The sequence below is a fragment of the Bartonella sp. AA97HXZ genome, assembly GCF_042196985.1.
Classification (GTDB): domain Bacteria; phylum Pseudomonadota; class Alphaproteobacteria; order Rhizobiales; family Rhizobiaceae; genus Bartonella.
This window is the reverse complement of sequence record NZ_JBHIRC010000001.1, coordinates 41,470-56,482: the sequence shown is the minus strand read 5'-3', so window position 1 is coordinate 56,482 and position 15,013 is coordinate 41,470. Positions and strand designations below refer to the sequence as shown.

Genomic DNA, 15,013 nt, shown 5'->3' with positions numbered 1-15,013 from the left:
TTTACTCTTTGTATTGATTTTCTAGGAACAGAAAATGAAAATCTTGCAGTTTACTCATGTATCTAATAAATTTGCATATGATTTACTTTTCTTGATATATTAAAATCTCATCTTGCTCAATTTAAGAAAAAAGCTGTCACCACATTGGCAACCGGTAAGTGTGTGATAGTGCTGCTGTGCTCTTGCATTAAGCATAAAGATGGTAATGTCCACTAATTTTTACATTATATTATTCATGGGTAGCACCATAAAATGAAATCAAGCACATTGAAAAATATTTCCTAAAAATAACACTTAATATTCTGTTGAAAACATTATGATACACCAATAAACTGGAAAAGTTTTGCAAAAATTAAAAACATTTTAATTTTATATGGTATTTGAAAAAATAGAGATACCAAAACAAGGAATAATCGCTATTTCCATTTACTTTTTATTCAAAAGATAATGATATTTATTACCCACTCATAGATGTAAAAAAATCTTCAGAAGCAATCTTTATGTAGACCAATACCCTTTTTGATTGATGAATATACACTTCCTAAAAGCTTCTTTTACAAAAAGACAGACATTAAAACTAATTTCATACAAACTAGGTATTCAACATTTGCTTTTAAATGCGGTAAATGGCAAATTAGGCTTATGAAATAAGCTTAACAATTAGAATCGAGGAGATTTTTAAATGGCTTTTGAATTGCCCCCATTGCCTTATGATTACGATGCCCTTTCGCCTTATATGTCACGCGAAACGCTTGAATATCATCATGATAAGCATCACCTCGCTTATCTTACCAACACCAATAATTTTGTGAAAGAGTTAGGCTTAGAAAATGAAAGCCTTGAAGATATTGTTAAAAAAAGTTTTGGAAAAAATATTGGTTTGTTTAATAATGCAGCGCAGTATTACAATCATAACCACTTTTGGCTTTGGATGAAAAAAAATGGTGGTGGCCAAAAACTTCCTGAAAAGTTAGCAAAAGCTATTGACGCTGATCTAGGTGGTTACGACAAATTCCGCGCTGATTTTATTGCTGCTGCTAGTGCCCAATTTGGTTCTGGATGGGCGTGGGTTGCTGTTAAAGATGGCAAGCTTGAAATTATGAAAACGCCTAATGGTGAAAATCCCTTAGTGCACAACGCTTGCCCTATTTTGGGTGTTGATGTGTGGGAACATTCCTATTACATTGATTACCGCAATGCTCGACCGAAGTACCTCGAATCCTTTGTAGACCATTTAATTAATTGGGACTATGTTTTGAAACTTTATGAAGAATGTGAATTTTAAACTGTCTCAATAATTTTTTAGTGTATGAAAGTCTCTATAATCCAATAAATTATCGGAGACTTTCATACAGAGATATTATGGATTAGCAAAAGTCTTTTCCTGCTATCTTTAGAATATATGCATAGATATAGGCAACTTCTTCTAGCTTTGAAAAACGTCCAGCTGCACCAGCGTGCCCTGAATCCATATTAATACGTAATAAAACTGCATTATCGTCTGTTTTTAGGTCTCGTAATTTTGCCACCCATTTTGCAGGCTCCCAGTAAGTTACACGAGGATCTGTTAATCCTGCCATCACAAGTATAGGGGGATAGTTTTGAGCTTTGACATTATCGTAAGGGGAATAGGAAGCAATAAGCTTATAATCTTCTTCTGATTCAAGAGGATTCCCCCATTCGGCCCATTCTGGAGGTGTGAGTGGCAATGAAGCATCTAACATTGTCGCTAAAACATCAACAAAAGGCACATTCGCTACGATCCCAGCAAAATCCTGTGGAGCTATATTGGCAATAGCTCCCATCAACATCCCCCCTGCTGAACCACCATGAGCAATCAGCCGGTCGTGAGAAGTAAATTTATTGTTTACAAGATAACGCCCACAAGCAATAAAATCTGTAAATGTATTGTGCTTAAAGAGATGTTTTCCTTTCTCATACCATTCTACTCCCTTTTCTTTTCCTCCGCGAATATGAGCAATGGCATAAATAAAACCTCTGTTCACTAGAGAAAGTACATTACTATTGAAACTGGCAGGAATAGAAATCCCATAAGCACCATAACCGTAAAGCAGACAAGGCGCACCACCATCAAGGGGAGTGTTTTTGTGGTAAAAAAGTGAAATAGGAATCTTCTCACCATCGTCTGCTATTGCTGTAATACGTCGTGTTACATATGCATCTTTATTATGCCCAGAGGGAATTATTTGCGTTTTTAAAAGCATTCGTTTACAATTTTTCATCTCATAATCAAACACTTGATCAGGTGTTGTCATAGACGAATAGGAAAAACGAATAGTTGGACTGTTATATTCAGCAACTCCTTGCAGACCTAAAGAATAAGCCTCTTCAGTAAAAGCGATGGAATTAACTTGTTTAGTGGTACGTTCCATTACTTTTATACGTGGAAGCCCCTCAAAACGTTCGATCCAGACAAGAAAATCTTGATAAGCATCATGGGATAATATTAGGCACCCAAGCTGATGTGGGATAAACTCAGACCAATTTTCTGATTGTGGAGATGTATATGGCGCTACCATAATTTTGAAATCTTTTGCATTATCTAAATTGGTTAGAATATAAAAGACATCACCACCCTCTGTAAGTGAATATTCAATACCTTTTTGTCGTTTCCGTACACATTGGGGAACAGTAAAAGGCGCCTCAGCAGGAATTAACCAGATCTCGGATGTTTCATGATCATGAATATTAATATAAATAACATCATTAAGCTTAGAACCGCTTACATCTAAGAAAAAACCTGGATTGTCTTCACGAAAAATAAGCTTATCTTGTGATTGATCTGTGTTTAATTGGTGATAATAGAGCTCTGAAGGTCGGTGGTTTTTATCCATCTTAGTATAGAAAAAACCTTCAGACCTAGCATCCCATACAATTTGACCAGATGTATCAGTAATTGTGTCCGTACAGTCAGACAATGTCTCAAAATTACGAATTTTAGCTGTATAGAACTCTGATCCTTTGTCATCATAGGTCCATACCACATGTGTATGGTCAGGAGATTCTTGAACTGAACCAAATTTAAAATATTCTTTGCCTTCTGCCAAGACATCACCATTAAGGTACACGTTTTTTTCTCCGCCATTCCTTGGTGTCCGAAAATAATGTGGTTGTTGGCCTCCGGTAACATAAGAGAATCCGTAAGCAAAAGGACCATGTTTTATAGGAACAGAACTATCATTCTCTTGGATCCTGTTTTTCATTTCGGTAAAAAGCAAATCTCGTAATGGTTTTGTATCAGCCATTTGAGCTGATTGATAAGCATTTTCTTTTTCAAGATAATGTCGAATATTGGGATCAAGACAGTTAGGATCTTTAAAAACATCTTGCCAGTTAGACGCACGTAGCCAATGATAGGGATCATCACGAAAAATACCATGATATATTTCCTTATGAGTGATTCTAGATGCTTTGGGAGGAATTGCAAAAGTGCGAGTCATACACAATCCTATATTAAAATATGTTAATAGCTTCGTTTATATGTTAGAATCACAATGATTGATGCAAGTGTAAAAATCTATAAGTTCTATTCACTTGCAAAAATAGCACCATGATAATTTTTAAAACTAATACCTTTCTGTTCATTACATATCACAGCTATTGTTTTCTAGGGATATAACACCACTTTTATAATGAAAGTGACTGGTAAAACAATTAAACTATTAGAAAAAGAATTGATTTTTTTTGAAACAGTATAATCGCATAATTTTACAGAGAGGAATAAATATATCTAAAATATTATTATTACTGTATAAAAAATAAAAATATCCTATCTCCTTTTAATGAGTAGTTTTATATTAAAAGTAATACTATTATGTCATTTTTATAATATATCATGTTTTTTATTATTAAATTTTATAAATATAAACAATAAAAACAAATTTAAAACTTATTAAAAATAAACTTACTAAAATATAATTATTCAAAATAAAATATAATAATTTATATATTATATTTTTATAATTAGTAATTTTATTTTTACGTTCTCAAAAAAAATAAATAAATTTTATCATATATTTTTTTATATTTGTGATGTATTATATATTATGTATGATATGTTATAGGCTAAAAATATATTTTAGCATGTAATAATTTCGTTTTTCTTATTGTATATTATGACAAAAAATGGGTATTTATTTGATTTTTTTGTGTTTTGGCAATTTTATAGAATAATTGAATTGACAAAAAAGATTTTTGTACAATATGAAACTCATGTGCATGAGATCTTTATATCATGAGTATATGCACTATATCTCGATTTTGAATTACTCAATTTTAAATTAAAGGAAACAAGAATGGAACATCGTGCAGTCTTAGAGACTGAAAGCAATTTAGTTATTACATTGGTTGCTGATATTGTTGCTGCCTACGTGAGTAATAATTCTATTCGACCGACTGAAGTGCCAAGTTTAATTGCTGATGTCCATGCTGCTTTTCGTAAAGCAGGGAATCTAGAGTTAACAGAAGTCGAAGTTGAAAAACAAAGGCCTGCCGTTAATCCGAAGCGTTCAGTATTTCCTGATTATCTCATTTGCCTTGAAGATGGAAAGAAGTTTAAATCTCTAAAGCGTCATCTCATGACACATTATGGAATGTTGCCAGAAGAATATCGTGAAAAATGGCAGTTAGATAGTTCTTATCCTATGGTGGCGCCTAATTATGCAAAAACACGATCGGCTTTGGCCAAAGAAATGGGGCTTGGACGCAAAAGCAAACGGAAAAAAACTAAATAATCTTATTTTGCGAAAAAATGGTTTCGTGTATAAAGTTGATTTTAGTATACATGTTTTGTGTGAAGCTTTTGTATATATAGCAATTTCTACCAAGGGGATTACATATAGCTTTCGTTACGAATCCGTTTAATCATTGATTTCAAACCATTTGATCGTTGTGGTGTAAGATTTTCATTTAAACCAAGTTTTTCAAAGAGCTCTTGAGCATCAGAATTGCGAATTTCAGAAGCTTTTTTGCCTGAATAAAAAGCAAGAAGTATGTAAATGAGTCCACGCACAATATGAGCATCGGAATCACCTTGAAACGTCAATATTGGATCTTTTGAGTTATTACGTGAAGATAAAAGCCACACTTGGCTAACACAACCAGGAACTTTGTGAGCATCATTTCGAGCGCTTTCTGGAAAAGGTGGCAATTCATAGCCAAGCTCGATGACATAACGATAACGATCTTCCCAATTATCCAAAAGCGAAAAGTTCTCTATAATATTACCGATTGTTTCCGCCATTATTTTAGTCCTGTTTCGTTTGAATAATCATTCTTGAATACACTTATAAAAAATAAATATTTATTCTTCCTAACATAAATAACACGAAGAACGTTAAAAATCCTTATTTCAAGATAACATTGCATGGTTTTGTAAGAACTCTTGTATTTCGATTTTGTAAGAAACATTAGGGGAAGTCTCTGATATCATTTTTTTTCCTAATATGTTCCCTAAATATTCATAAGCAGCTCTTGCACCGTAATATGCGCGCTCGCCAAGTGAACTTAAAAAGGATTTTCCTAATTTGCAGGTTTTTATATTACGGTCACAAAATGCGCCTAAGTCATTTAAGGCTTCCTTAAAAGCAATAATCACATCGCTCGTTGTTGTCTCATTATTTTGGGGGCTAGAAGAATGGTTACTGCTTGGATCTGCTACAAAAAATGAAATAATGACAAAAATAAAAAATAAAAAAAATGATAATTTGATTAAAAAACGTATCATGGACAATCAATGTACCGCAGTGGTAAATACAATAAAAGGAGCATTTTATACACTGTTGCTTTATAAACAATTTATAAAATGTGTTTTTTATAAAATTGAGTATTCATGTATTGGATCTATATCATTGGCTTTTTTATAAATATGGCACAATTCCGCTGTATAAAATGGGATACATTGTCTATTCAGTAAAAAAATAACATCAAAATTATACACTTACAAGCTGATCATGTTAATGAACATACTATGATAAAAAATGAGAAAGATAATCATGTTGTGTACATAATTATTTTAAATAATAGTCCACCATCTTAGCTTAGTTGAAAAGGCTAAAAAGAGTAAACTCTGTTATTCTGACTCTAGTGTCGATAAAATATTTATATTATCTATAAAATTTTTACTGAAATGTTATGAAAATGGTCAACCTGTCGATAAAAACATCAAAAAACAATTGCATCTCTTATGATTACATCTCAAGCCAGTTTTTTCTATAACATTGTAAAGATCAATTTAATTAATACTTATGAAAATTATTTAATAGAAGGAATTTATACCAAAATATAATAATATTAAGAGATAATTATTATTACCAAACCGTTTATGGATAAGTAACCATCTATATGTAAATTATAAAGAATAGATAATGATTGTCATCTTTTTAGCGTTATAGGCAAATATTTTCAATTTTATTTTAAATAATAGGCAAACATATGCCCCAAAATGAAGAATAACGTGGCATTATTGTTTAGATAATTATATGTGATAATGTAGTTTGCAAACACCAAAATGATCTTGAATGCTAATCATTTGGTGCTCTCTTTATACACATTAAAGATTTGTATAAAATAAAATGAATAAACGTTGATAAGAACTCTTGTTGATTTATCAACTTATAAATTGATATAATGAAGCTGCTCATTCTAGGAGTTTGAAAGGAAAAATCAATAATGTCAATGCACTTCTCTCTGGCTGGAAGTAAAAACTGATTCATATTCATTTCCTAATTTATATTTGTTTCTTTGTAAAAAATAAACGCAACTGAAAAAAAAGTAATGGCAACAAAACGAAAGACCTACCGAAAAAAAACTGTAAAACACCGTAAATACTATAGTAGTATTGTTATAACACTTCTTCTTATAATTTTTCATTTTATTTTTTGGAGTGCAAAAACTATTTATTTCTATACACGAAAAAATACTTTATTTTTTGTTGGATCTTTTCTTTTTAGCATTAGTTTTTTATTTATTTCATTTAATGCTTTATTTTCGCAAATGACAACGCATCAAAATATTTTAACTCAAATGAAATTTTCCTCTGTTCAAAGTATAGGTAAGAGCTCTACTTTATCGGAAAAAGAAGAAAAATCACAAGAACTCTCCCGTGTAACTTCTGTACATTCTCAAAGTCATAAGTACACAAATTCATCTTTACCCTCTCAATCAGCAAGCATGCTGGAAAAGCAAAAAGAACTAGCAAAATTAGGACTTTATGATGGACCATTAGATGGACTGGAAGGACCTAAAACACGCCGAGCCATCACTTTATGGAAACAGCAAACTGCTCAGAGAATGCAAAAGAATGTTCTATCTAATCCCGCAGCAGATGAAATCGCGATATTAATTAAGCAAAGCGAAATAGAAACAAACAATACAAAAAATATGACACACTTAAAAGAAGCTATTTTAGAGCCTTCTGTTGAAGATATTATACAAGTGCAAAAAGCTTTACATATTTTTGGGAATGAGGAGGTTATTGTCACAGGAATAGAAGATCAAAAGACGATAGAAGCCTTAAAACAGTTTCAAAAAATATTTGATCTTCCTGTAACAGGTAAAATTAATCACACAATTTTAATGAAAATGCGTGAAATTGGTTTATTAAATTGAAGCTAATCATAATAATCTCTTAATTTATAATGATAATTCATCTTTCGTTTGTTTAATGCTCCCCTCAAACATTCCTTCATCTCAAGCCCTCTTATTTTCAATCAATCAGAATGGTTTTCTTACACATTACATATTGAGCCGTATAATTTGCTTCAAAAAAACCACAACCGATTGCAGAAAAAAGAATATTGCAAAATAGCAAACGCGCTTGTTCTAGCATTTTTATTGCCTCTGATGATAAAAGGACACGAAATTTTTGTAGTATCACGTAAACCTTTCATATTATCGAACCACGAATTGTCCATATATTATCGTCAATTTGATCTTTATAAATATGATGCAAAGAATTTGTGCAAACACCTGTAAGGATAAGTAGACGTAAAGCTAATTGTGTTATGGTTGTTGTTTTGCAAAGTGTCTGATAAAAAACCGGCACTTCTCTCTAATCTATTGCTGGAAAGTTATGTGTTTTATGACATTGTCTTCTTAAGAGAGCGTGTGCGTTTAGTATTGTCTATAAATCAACATCCAAACTTACCGCAGCAGTATGTTTGAAAAAAATGTTAAGACAGTTTAGTACTTCTCTCAGCTGTTATAGCTTTTATATGCCAAATGGAGGCAAGAATATTGCGCATCTCTGTTTGTATAATCTCTTAAAACAGGAAAACAGCCTAATTTGGGAAGAATATGAAATTTTAAGGTAAACACCATTTTTCATCTTTGCCATTTCCTTTTAATTCAGCTTTACGCCTTTCAAAGACATCTAAAGCAATATCTTTAAAATAACGGAAATTACCTATTGCCTCATGCTCTTACTTTATCACATGTCTTTTTGGTCTCACTCCCCCTCACCTAAAACAAAATGTCCCAAACGGAATATACTTGGATTGCCATTCACGGGCTTTCTTAAAAAACATCTCTAAAGCACCCAAAACCACTTTGCAACAACGCCCGTGAATAATAATAGCAGGCCCCCCCCCCACAACAACTGCGCGACAGCGTACATCATCTTTACGCTTGTGAAGAAGCAAGCCGGCACCATTACACACTGTACCTACCTTCAATTTGTGATAGCTCTCACTTGAGACGTTTCATAAGAGGCATATCCTTGCTTTATTTTTTTACCTACAGACGCTCATCCCGCCTGTAACATACAAAAAACATGGTTTTGATTGATTCATTATAAAAGAAGTCGAAATAAGAAGATCTTATGATATTTACAGCTTTCATTCAATATGAGAAATAAAAAATTATCTTTATAAATCAATAGATTGTGTAACTTTGATATTCCTTTATAAATGTAAAGATGGGAGTGCATAATGGAGTTTATAAATTTTGGGAAGATTTTTATAAACTTACGGGGAGTTTTACATAATCCCCATTCCACGAATATCAATGTGAAATGGGGCATCACTGAGAAATGTCTATCTCAAACAGCATGATGCGCAAAAAAATGCATTTGTTTGCAGCATTCTATTTTGCGTGAGGAGCTCATTCCCCTATAAAAAAGCAAACGCGTAAATTGACTGCACAATAACACGTTTCTCTCTATCAAGAGGTTCGCCAATAAAAAGTGCATTAATAATACATCTTTGTCTATCCTGTGCTTTATATTTTCTCTCATAAACCTCTAAAAAAACACTTTCTCGCGTAACACAACTTATCGTGCATTTTAGAAGCATTTTTATTCCCTTTATTAAAGAAAATAAAAGAATATATAAAAATTTATTTCAGTAATAACGATACAACAAAAAATATTAACCCATTACATCCTTTTTGCTATTGCAGCCTGAGCTGCTGCTAAACGAGCAATTGGCACTCGAAAAGGAGAACACGAAACATAATCTAGGTTATTTTCTTCGCATAAAGCAATAGAGGCAGGATCGCCTCCATGTTCACCGCAAATTCCCAATTTTATTTTTGCACGCTTTGAGCGTCCACGCTGTGCAGCAATGGTAATAAGTTCCCCTACTCCATCACGGTCAATAGACACAAAAGGATCTTGCTCTAAAAGACCTTTTTGAAAATAGGTTGCCAAAAAAGGAGCTGCATCATCACGGGAAATCCCAAAAGTAGTTTGTGTCAAATCGTTTGTTCCAAATGAAAAAAATTCAGCAGTTTCAGCAATTTCATCTGCTCGAAGCGCCGCTCTTGGAAGTTCAATCATCGTCCCAACCATATATTGAATAGTGCTTCCCTTTTCTTTCATCACTTCCTCAGCAACCTGATCAATACGCGCTTTCACAAAATCGAGTTCAGATTTAAGCGCAACCAGTGGCACCATAATTTCAAGCATAACAGGAGATCCAGATTTTTGGGCAGCTTCTGCTGCTGCTTCAAAAATCGCCCGCGCTTGCATTTCTGCAATTTCAGGATAAGTAATAGCTAAACGGCATCCTCGTAATCCAAGCATAGGATTAAATTCGTGCAACTGCTGAGTGCGTTCAGCAAGCACTTCAGCAGAAACCCCCATAGCTGTTGCAACATCAAGAATTTCTGCTTTCGTTTTAGGCAAAAATTCATGTAATGGTGGATCTAGCAAGCGGATAGTAACAGGTAAACCACACATAATTTCAAATAATTCACTAAAATCTGAACGCTGCATTGGCAAAAGCTTATCTAGTGCTTTACGACGACCACTTTCATCATGACTTAAAATCATTTCACGCATGGCAACGATACGTTCATCAGAAAAAAACATATGCTCCGTACGGCAAAGACCTATACCTTCAGCCCCAAAAGAGCGCCCCATACGGGCATCAGATGGTGTATCAGCATTAGCGCGAACTCTTATACGTCGCATCCCATCAGCCCATTCCATTAATTTTGCAAAGTCTCCGCAAAGCTGAGGCTGCAACATTGCAACTTTCCCTTTGAAAATTTCTCCACTTCCACCATCAATTGTGATAACATCACCTTTTTTTAGGCTTTCTCCTGAGGCAAACAACGTATTTGTGTTATAATCAATCCGCACACTGCCAGCACCAGAAATACATGGTTTTCCCATCCCCCGCGCAACAACAGCAGCGTGACTTGTCATACCTCCACGCGTTGTTAAAATTCCTTCTGCAGCATGCATACCATGAATATCTTCTGGGCTTGTTTCTACCCGGACCAAAATAACTTTGCGACCTTCCGCCGACACAGTTTCTGCCTCTTCTGAAGTAAAAACAATTTCACCAGTTGCGGCTCCAGGAGAAGCAGGTAAACCACGTCCTATAACAAAACGTTCTGCTTTGGGATCAAGTGTTGGATGCAAAAGTTGGTCAAGCGACTTTGCATCAATACGCATCACAGCCTCTTCACGGTTTATTAACCCCTCCTCAACCATTTCAATTGCCATCTTGAGAGCCGCACGAGCCGTGCGTTTTCCTGAACGAGTCTGAAGCATCCATAATTTACCTTTTTCAATGGTAAATTCGAGATCTTGCATATCCCGATAATGCTGCTCAAGATTCTGCGCAATCTGACATAATTTCAAAAAAGCCTCAGGCATAATTTTTTCTAACGACGGTCTATTTGAACCAGCAACAATACGCGCATTTTCTGTAATATTTTGAGGTGTTCGAATGCCCGCCACAACATCTTCCCCTTGCGCATTAACTAAAAACTCACCATAAAGTTCTTTTTTCCCTGTCGATGGATTGCGTGTAAAAGCAACGCCCGTTGCCGAATCTTCTCCCATGTTACCAAAAACCATAGCTTGCACATTAACTGCCGTTCCCCAACTTTCAGGAATGCTATGTAAACGGCGATAAGTAACTGCACGTGCTGTCATCCAACTTGAAAAAACGGCTCCAATCGCCCCCCATAACTGTTGTTCAGGATCTTGTGGAAAAGGGGTTCCTAATTTTTCTTCAACATAGGCTTTATAAGAAATAATAACATTCTTCCAATCATCTGCTGTCATTTCTGTATCAATAGTGTAACCATTGCATGCTTTTACTTCATCAAGAATCTCTTCAAAATACGAATGGTCTAGCCCCAAAACAACGTTAGAATACATTTGGATAAAACGCCGATAACTATCATAAGCAAAACGTTCATTATTGGCTTGTAAAGCAATTGCTTTTACAGTTTTATCATTCATGCCAAGGTTCAGCACTGTATCCATCATCCCTGGCATAGAAGCCCTAGCCCCTGAACGAACAGACAGCAAAAGTGGTCTTTGTTCATTCCCAAATTCACGTCCTGTTTGTTCAGCAACGTATCTTAGTGCTTGCTTAACAGATTCCTGTAGCTCTTCTGGATATGATTTGTCATGGGCATAATAAAAATTACAAACTTCTGTTGTCAGCGTAAATCCGGGTGGTACGGGCAAACCAAGATTACTCATTTCTGCCAAATTAGCCCCTTTACCTCCGAGAAGGTTACGCTCACTTGCACTTCCTTCTGCCTTTCCATCTCCAAAACTATAAACCCATTTTTTCACTGTACAAATCCTCCCATATCAGCTTCAAAACATCATTCAACCCAGGCTCACTTAAAAGCAATGATTTGATTCAAATTTGGCTCAACGATATCGCTTCATAAATGCATAATATTAATCCTTCCAAAAGAGATAATGACCAAAAGTATCACTATCCATCTTCTGGAAGATTAAGATTCAGTTTTTTAGAAAACTATCAATCACCGCAAAAAATTCTTCTACTTTCATGGCACCTTCATATTTACTACCATTAATAAAGAAAGTAGGTGTTGCTGTGACACCAAGCTCTTTACCGCGTTCAAAAGATGCATTTACTTCATCTAAAATGGACTGATTTTTCAAACACGCAGTAAAACTTTCATCTGTAAAACCAGCCATTAAGCCAATTTTCTTCAATGGTGTTAGAGCATTTTTTCCGAAAGCCCATTCATTTTGTTTTTGAAATAAAACTTCTATCAAAGGAAAATAGCGATCTTCCGGTGCACACCGTGCCAACATAAAACCTGCTGTTGCCCGAGGATCAAAAGCATATTCTCGGAAAATAAGTTTTACTTTTCCTGTTTTGATATATTTTTTACGAATTTGGGGAAGTATATCATTATAAAAATGCGCACAATGGGTACATGTCAACGAAGCATACTCAACAATGACGACTGGTGCATCCGCCTCTCCCTCAAAGCGATCCTTTACCTTACCCGATTGGAGAAGCTCTGCCATATCAACAGTTGCCACTGATTTGGGATCACGCGCTAAAGCAACTGTTACACTGTTTTGTACAATCGTTATGAAGAGAAAAATTATCCCGAAAGATAAAAAAGAACGATATTTTACCATAAATAATACTTTTCTGTTGTTATTAACGAATAGGAATCCAATGCTTTCTCATATATTAAAGAAAAATATATAAAATATCTTTCTATTTATTATTTTTTTCCAAAAAAATGCAACAGCCAAGTTGGTAAAGTGCTTGGTGCAAACTTTTATCTTCAATTCCTTCAAGCATTTTTTCCACGTATTTTTTGTCTTGTTCACTCAAAGGCGGTTTTAGAGGCAAGTGATTCATAAAAACCGACATACTCCTTTGCTCAATCTTGATGCGATCAATAGCAATATAGCCAAAAAATCCGTTAATTCTATGAAGTAATTCCTCTGTTTCATGCATCAATTTTAACGCAGCAAATCCTTCACATGCGACAACAAGTGTTGCTGGCTGAAAAACTTCATCTTGATCTGCACGACGTTTCCAAATAATTTTAAGCGGCATTGTATGTTCACTGATATCATAGCCTGCAATCTGTGGCCAATGTTCTATAAGCGCTACATTAAGCCCTGTCCGTTTGCGTAAAACTGGATCAAGTATTTTGTATACCGCCTCAGAAAGAGAATAAAAGATACGTTTTTTAAGTTGTTTTCTCATTTTTAGATCATTGTTCAAGCGCTTACTAAATTAAAATCATTTGTTTCATCTAAAAATTGTTGCCTCCTCAATTTATGAAATATCAACAAAATAAAAAGCCTTTTCTCACCAGAGCCTTGACAATAAAAGAGCAAAAAACATGAATTACAAAATAAATAATTTTTTCTTTTGCATTTTATATCTCCCTATGCTTGAAAGCAATCATGTATGAAATTTCTTCGCACCTCCTTGCTTGGTACGATCAAAATCACAGACATCTTCCATGGCGGATTACCCCCGAAAAGCAAAAACAAGGTATCCGTCCTGATCCTTATCAAGTTTGGCTTTCTGAAATCATGCTTCAACAAACAACCGTTGAAACAGTTAAGCCTTATTTTAAAAAGTTTCTAAAACTATGGCCTGATCTTTCCTCTTTAGCAAAAGCCTCCCAAGATGATATCATGAAAGCATGGGCTGGACTTGGTTATTATTCACGCGCACGTAATCTTAAAAAATGTGCGCGACAGCTTGTTGAAAACTACGCGGGACAATTTCCACAATCTGTAAAAGAATTGCGAACTCTAGCCGGTATTGGAGATTATACTGCCGCAGCCATTGCTGCGATTGCTTTTAACCACCCTGTAGCAGTGGTTGATGGTAATGTCGAACGTGTGGTAGCGCGACTTTTTGCTATCACTTCAATACTGCAAAAAGCAAAAGTTGAAATTAAAGAAAAAACACAAAAAATTACTGCTTTAAATCGTCCTGGTGACTTTGCTCAAGCAATGATGGATTTGGGAGCAACAATTTGTACTCCACGCAAACCATCTTGTTATACCTGCCCTCTTCAATGTTTATGCAAAGCAGAAAAGATGCAACAACCGGAGTCTTTTCCAGTTAAAGCCCCTAAAAAAGAACGCCCTTCAAAAACAGGTATTGCTTTTGTGGTCCTTAATAAAAAGAAACAAATTTATTTGGAAAAACGACAGACGCAAAAGCTCCTTGGTGGAATGACCCAAATTCCTAACAATATTGGCATAAACAACGAAAATGGGCTACAAAACGCACCCTTTACTGCCAATTGGCAATTCAAAGGACAAATTACGCATGTTTTTACTCACTTTTCTCTAAAACTTGATGTTTACTATACCGAAGATGTTCATGAAATGAATTGTGAAAATGGTTGGTGGTGTAACATTCAACATCTTGCCGAAGAAGCATTACCTACTGTTATGAAAAAAGCCATTTCCGTAGCACTTCCCAATTCTTTTAGATTTAAATAACCTTCCCTATTCATAAAAATGTTTTCTAATGGAGACTTTTGTATCTCTAGCGATCATTTACTAATCTGTAAAAGAAAAATTTTAAAAAATGAAATAACCAATTTTTTCTACAGACAAAAATTAAGGAGGGATAGAAACGCTTAGAAGCTTTAGATTTAAATTTCAGGATCTATCCTTTTTTCGCTTATGACGGAGCAAGTTAGCACCATCGTTATATTTACCAGCCCCCTCAACATCCCTTGGTACGTGAAACGGATTATAAGAGGTACTTTTAGT

The 15,013-nt window shown here is 34.7% G+C and carries 11 protein-coding genes; 4 read left to right on the top strand and 7 right to left on the bottom strand.

The window, feature by feature from the left end:
- Positions 1 to 682 precede the first annotated feature (682 nt).
- A complete protein-coding gene (locus tag ACFINE_RS00255) occupies positions 683 to 1,285 on the top strand; it encodes a superoxide dismutase (RefSeq protein ID WP_375620670.1) in 603 nt (200 codons plus the stop codon).
- 82 nt (positions 1,286 to 1,367) lie between these two features.
- Here ACFINE_RS00255 and ACFINE_RS00250 read toward each other — a convergent pair whose 3' ends face one another.
- Positions 1,368 to 3,461 carry a S9 family peptidase gene (locus ACFINE_RS00250; protein ID WP_375620669.1) on the bottom strand — a complete coding sequence of 698 codons (2,094 nt, stop codon included), beginning with the start codon at positions 3,459 to 3,461 and terminating at the stop codon, positions 1,368 to 1,370.
- A gap of 855 nt (positions 3,462 to 4,316) precedes the next feature.
- Here ACFINE_RS00250 and ACFINE_RS00245 point away from each other — a divergent pair.
- Positions 4,317 to 4,754, top strand: coding sequence for a MucR family transcriptional regulator (locus tag ACFINE_RS00245; protein WP_012754848.1), 438 nt, complete (start codon positions 4,317 to 4,319; stop codon positions 4,752 to 4,754).
- 98 nt (positions 4,755 to 4,852) lie between these two features.
- On the opposite strand, the gene ACFINE_RS00240 is transcribed toward ACFINE_RS00245, so the two are convergent.
- Positions 4,853 to 5,263: a SufE family protein gene (locus ACFINE_RS00240; protein WP_375611146.1), complete on the bottom strand. Its 411-nt coding sequence runs from the start codon at positions 5,261 to 5,263 to the stop codon at positions 4,853 to 4,855.
- A gap of 108 nt (positions 5,264 to 5,371) precedes the next feature.
- Positions 5,372 to 5,746 (bottom strand): DUF5330 domain-containing protein, encoded by a 375-nt coding sequence (locus ACFINE_RS00235; RefSeq protein WP_375620668.1) that lies wholly within the window; start codon positions 5,744 to 5,746, stop codon positions 5,372 to 5,374.
- A 1,049-nt stretch (positions 5,747 to 6,795) separates the two neighbouring features.
- Here ACFINE_RS00235 and ACFINE_RS00230 point away from each other — a divergent pair.
- A complete protein-coding gene (locus ACFINE_RS00230; RefSeq protein ID WP_375620667.1) occupies positions 6,796 to 7,629 on the top strand; it encodes a peptidoglycan-binding domain-containing protein in 834 nt (277 codons plus the stop codon).
- Between the two features lie 848 nt (positions 7,630 to 8,477).
- Here the strand turns inward: ACFINE_RS00230 and ACFINE_RS00225 are convergent.
- From ACFINE_RS00225 to ACFINE_RS00210, 4 genes are all read right to left on the bottom strand, one after another.
- On the bottom strand, positions 8,478 to 8,678 hold the full coding sequence (locus ACFINE_RS00225) for a hypothetical protein (RefSeq protein ID WP_375620666.1): 201 nt from the start codon (positions 8,676 to 8,678) through the stop codon (positions 8,478 to 8,480).
- A gap of 716 nt (positions 8,679 to 9,394) precedes the next feature.
- Positions 9,395 to 12,061, bottom strand: coding sequence for a pyruvate, phosphate dikinase (ppdK, locus tag ACFINE_RS00220; RefSeq protein WP_375611144.1), 2,667 nt, complete (start codon positions 12,059 to 12,061; stop codon positions 9,395 to 9,397).
- Positions 12,062 to 12,235: 174 nt separating this feature from the next.
- Positions 12,236 to 12,892 (bottom strand): DsbA family protein, encoded by a 657-nt coding sequence (locus ACFINE_RS00215; protein WP_375620665.1) that lies wholly within the window; start codon positions 12,890 to 12,892, stop codon positions 12,236 to 12,238.
- Positions 12,893 to 12,974: 82 nt separating this feature from the next.
- Positions 12,975 to 13,475, bottom strand: a complete 501-nt coding sequence (locus ACFINE_RS00210) for a DUF721 domain-containing protein (protein WP_375611142.1) — start codon at positions 13,473 to 13,475, stop codon at positions 12,975 to 12,977.
- A gap of 203 nt (positions 13,476 to 13,678) precedes the next feature.
- Between ACFINE_RS00210 and mutY the strand changes: the two genes are divergently transcribed.
- Entirely contained in the window at positions 13,679 to 14,737 is a 1,059-nt protein-coding gene (gene mutY / locus ACFINE_RS00205) for an A/G-specific adenine glycosylase (protein ID WP_375620664.1), read from the top strand.
- Positions 14,738 to 15,013 lie beyond the last annotated feature (276 nt).

Coding starts and splice junctions, on each gene's coding strand:
- ACFINE_RS00255 (WP_375620670.1), top strand. CDS start 683: ATGGCTTTTGAATTGCCCCCATTGCCTTATGATTACGATGCCCTTTCG.
- ACFINE_RS00250 (WP_375620669.1), bottom strand. CDS start 3,461: ATGACTCGCACTTTTGCAATTCCTCCCAAAGCATCTAGAATCACTCAT.
- ACFINE_RS00245 (WP_012754848.1), top strand. CDS start 4,317: ATGGAACATCGTGCAGTCTTAGAGACTGAAAGCAATTTAGTTATTACA.
- ACFINE_RS00240 (WP_375611146.1), bottom strand. CDS start 5,263: ATGGCGGAAACAATCGGTAATATTATAGAGAACTTTTCGCTTTTGGAT.
- ACFINE_RS00235 (WP_375620668.1), bottom strand. CDS start 5,746: ATGATACGTTTTTTAATCAAATTATCATTTTTTTTATTTTTTATTTTT.
- ACFINE_RS00230 (WP_375620667.1), top strand. CDS start 6,796: ATGGCAACAAAACGAAAGACCTACCGAAAAAAAACTGTAAAACACCGT.
- ACFINE_RS00215 (WP_375620665.1), bottom strand. CDS start 12,892: ATGGTAAAATATCGTTCTTTTTTATCTTTCGGGATAATTTTTCTCTTC.
- ACFINE_RS00210 (WP_375611142.1), bottom strand. CDS start 13,475: ATGAGAAAACAACTTAAAAAACGTATCTTTTATTCTCTTTCTGAGGCG.
- mutY (WP_375620664.1), top strand. CDS start 13,679: ATGTATGAAATTTCTTCGCACCTCCTTGCTTGGTACGATCAAAATCAC.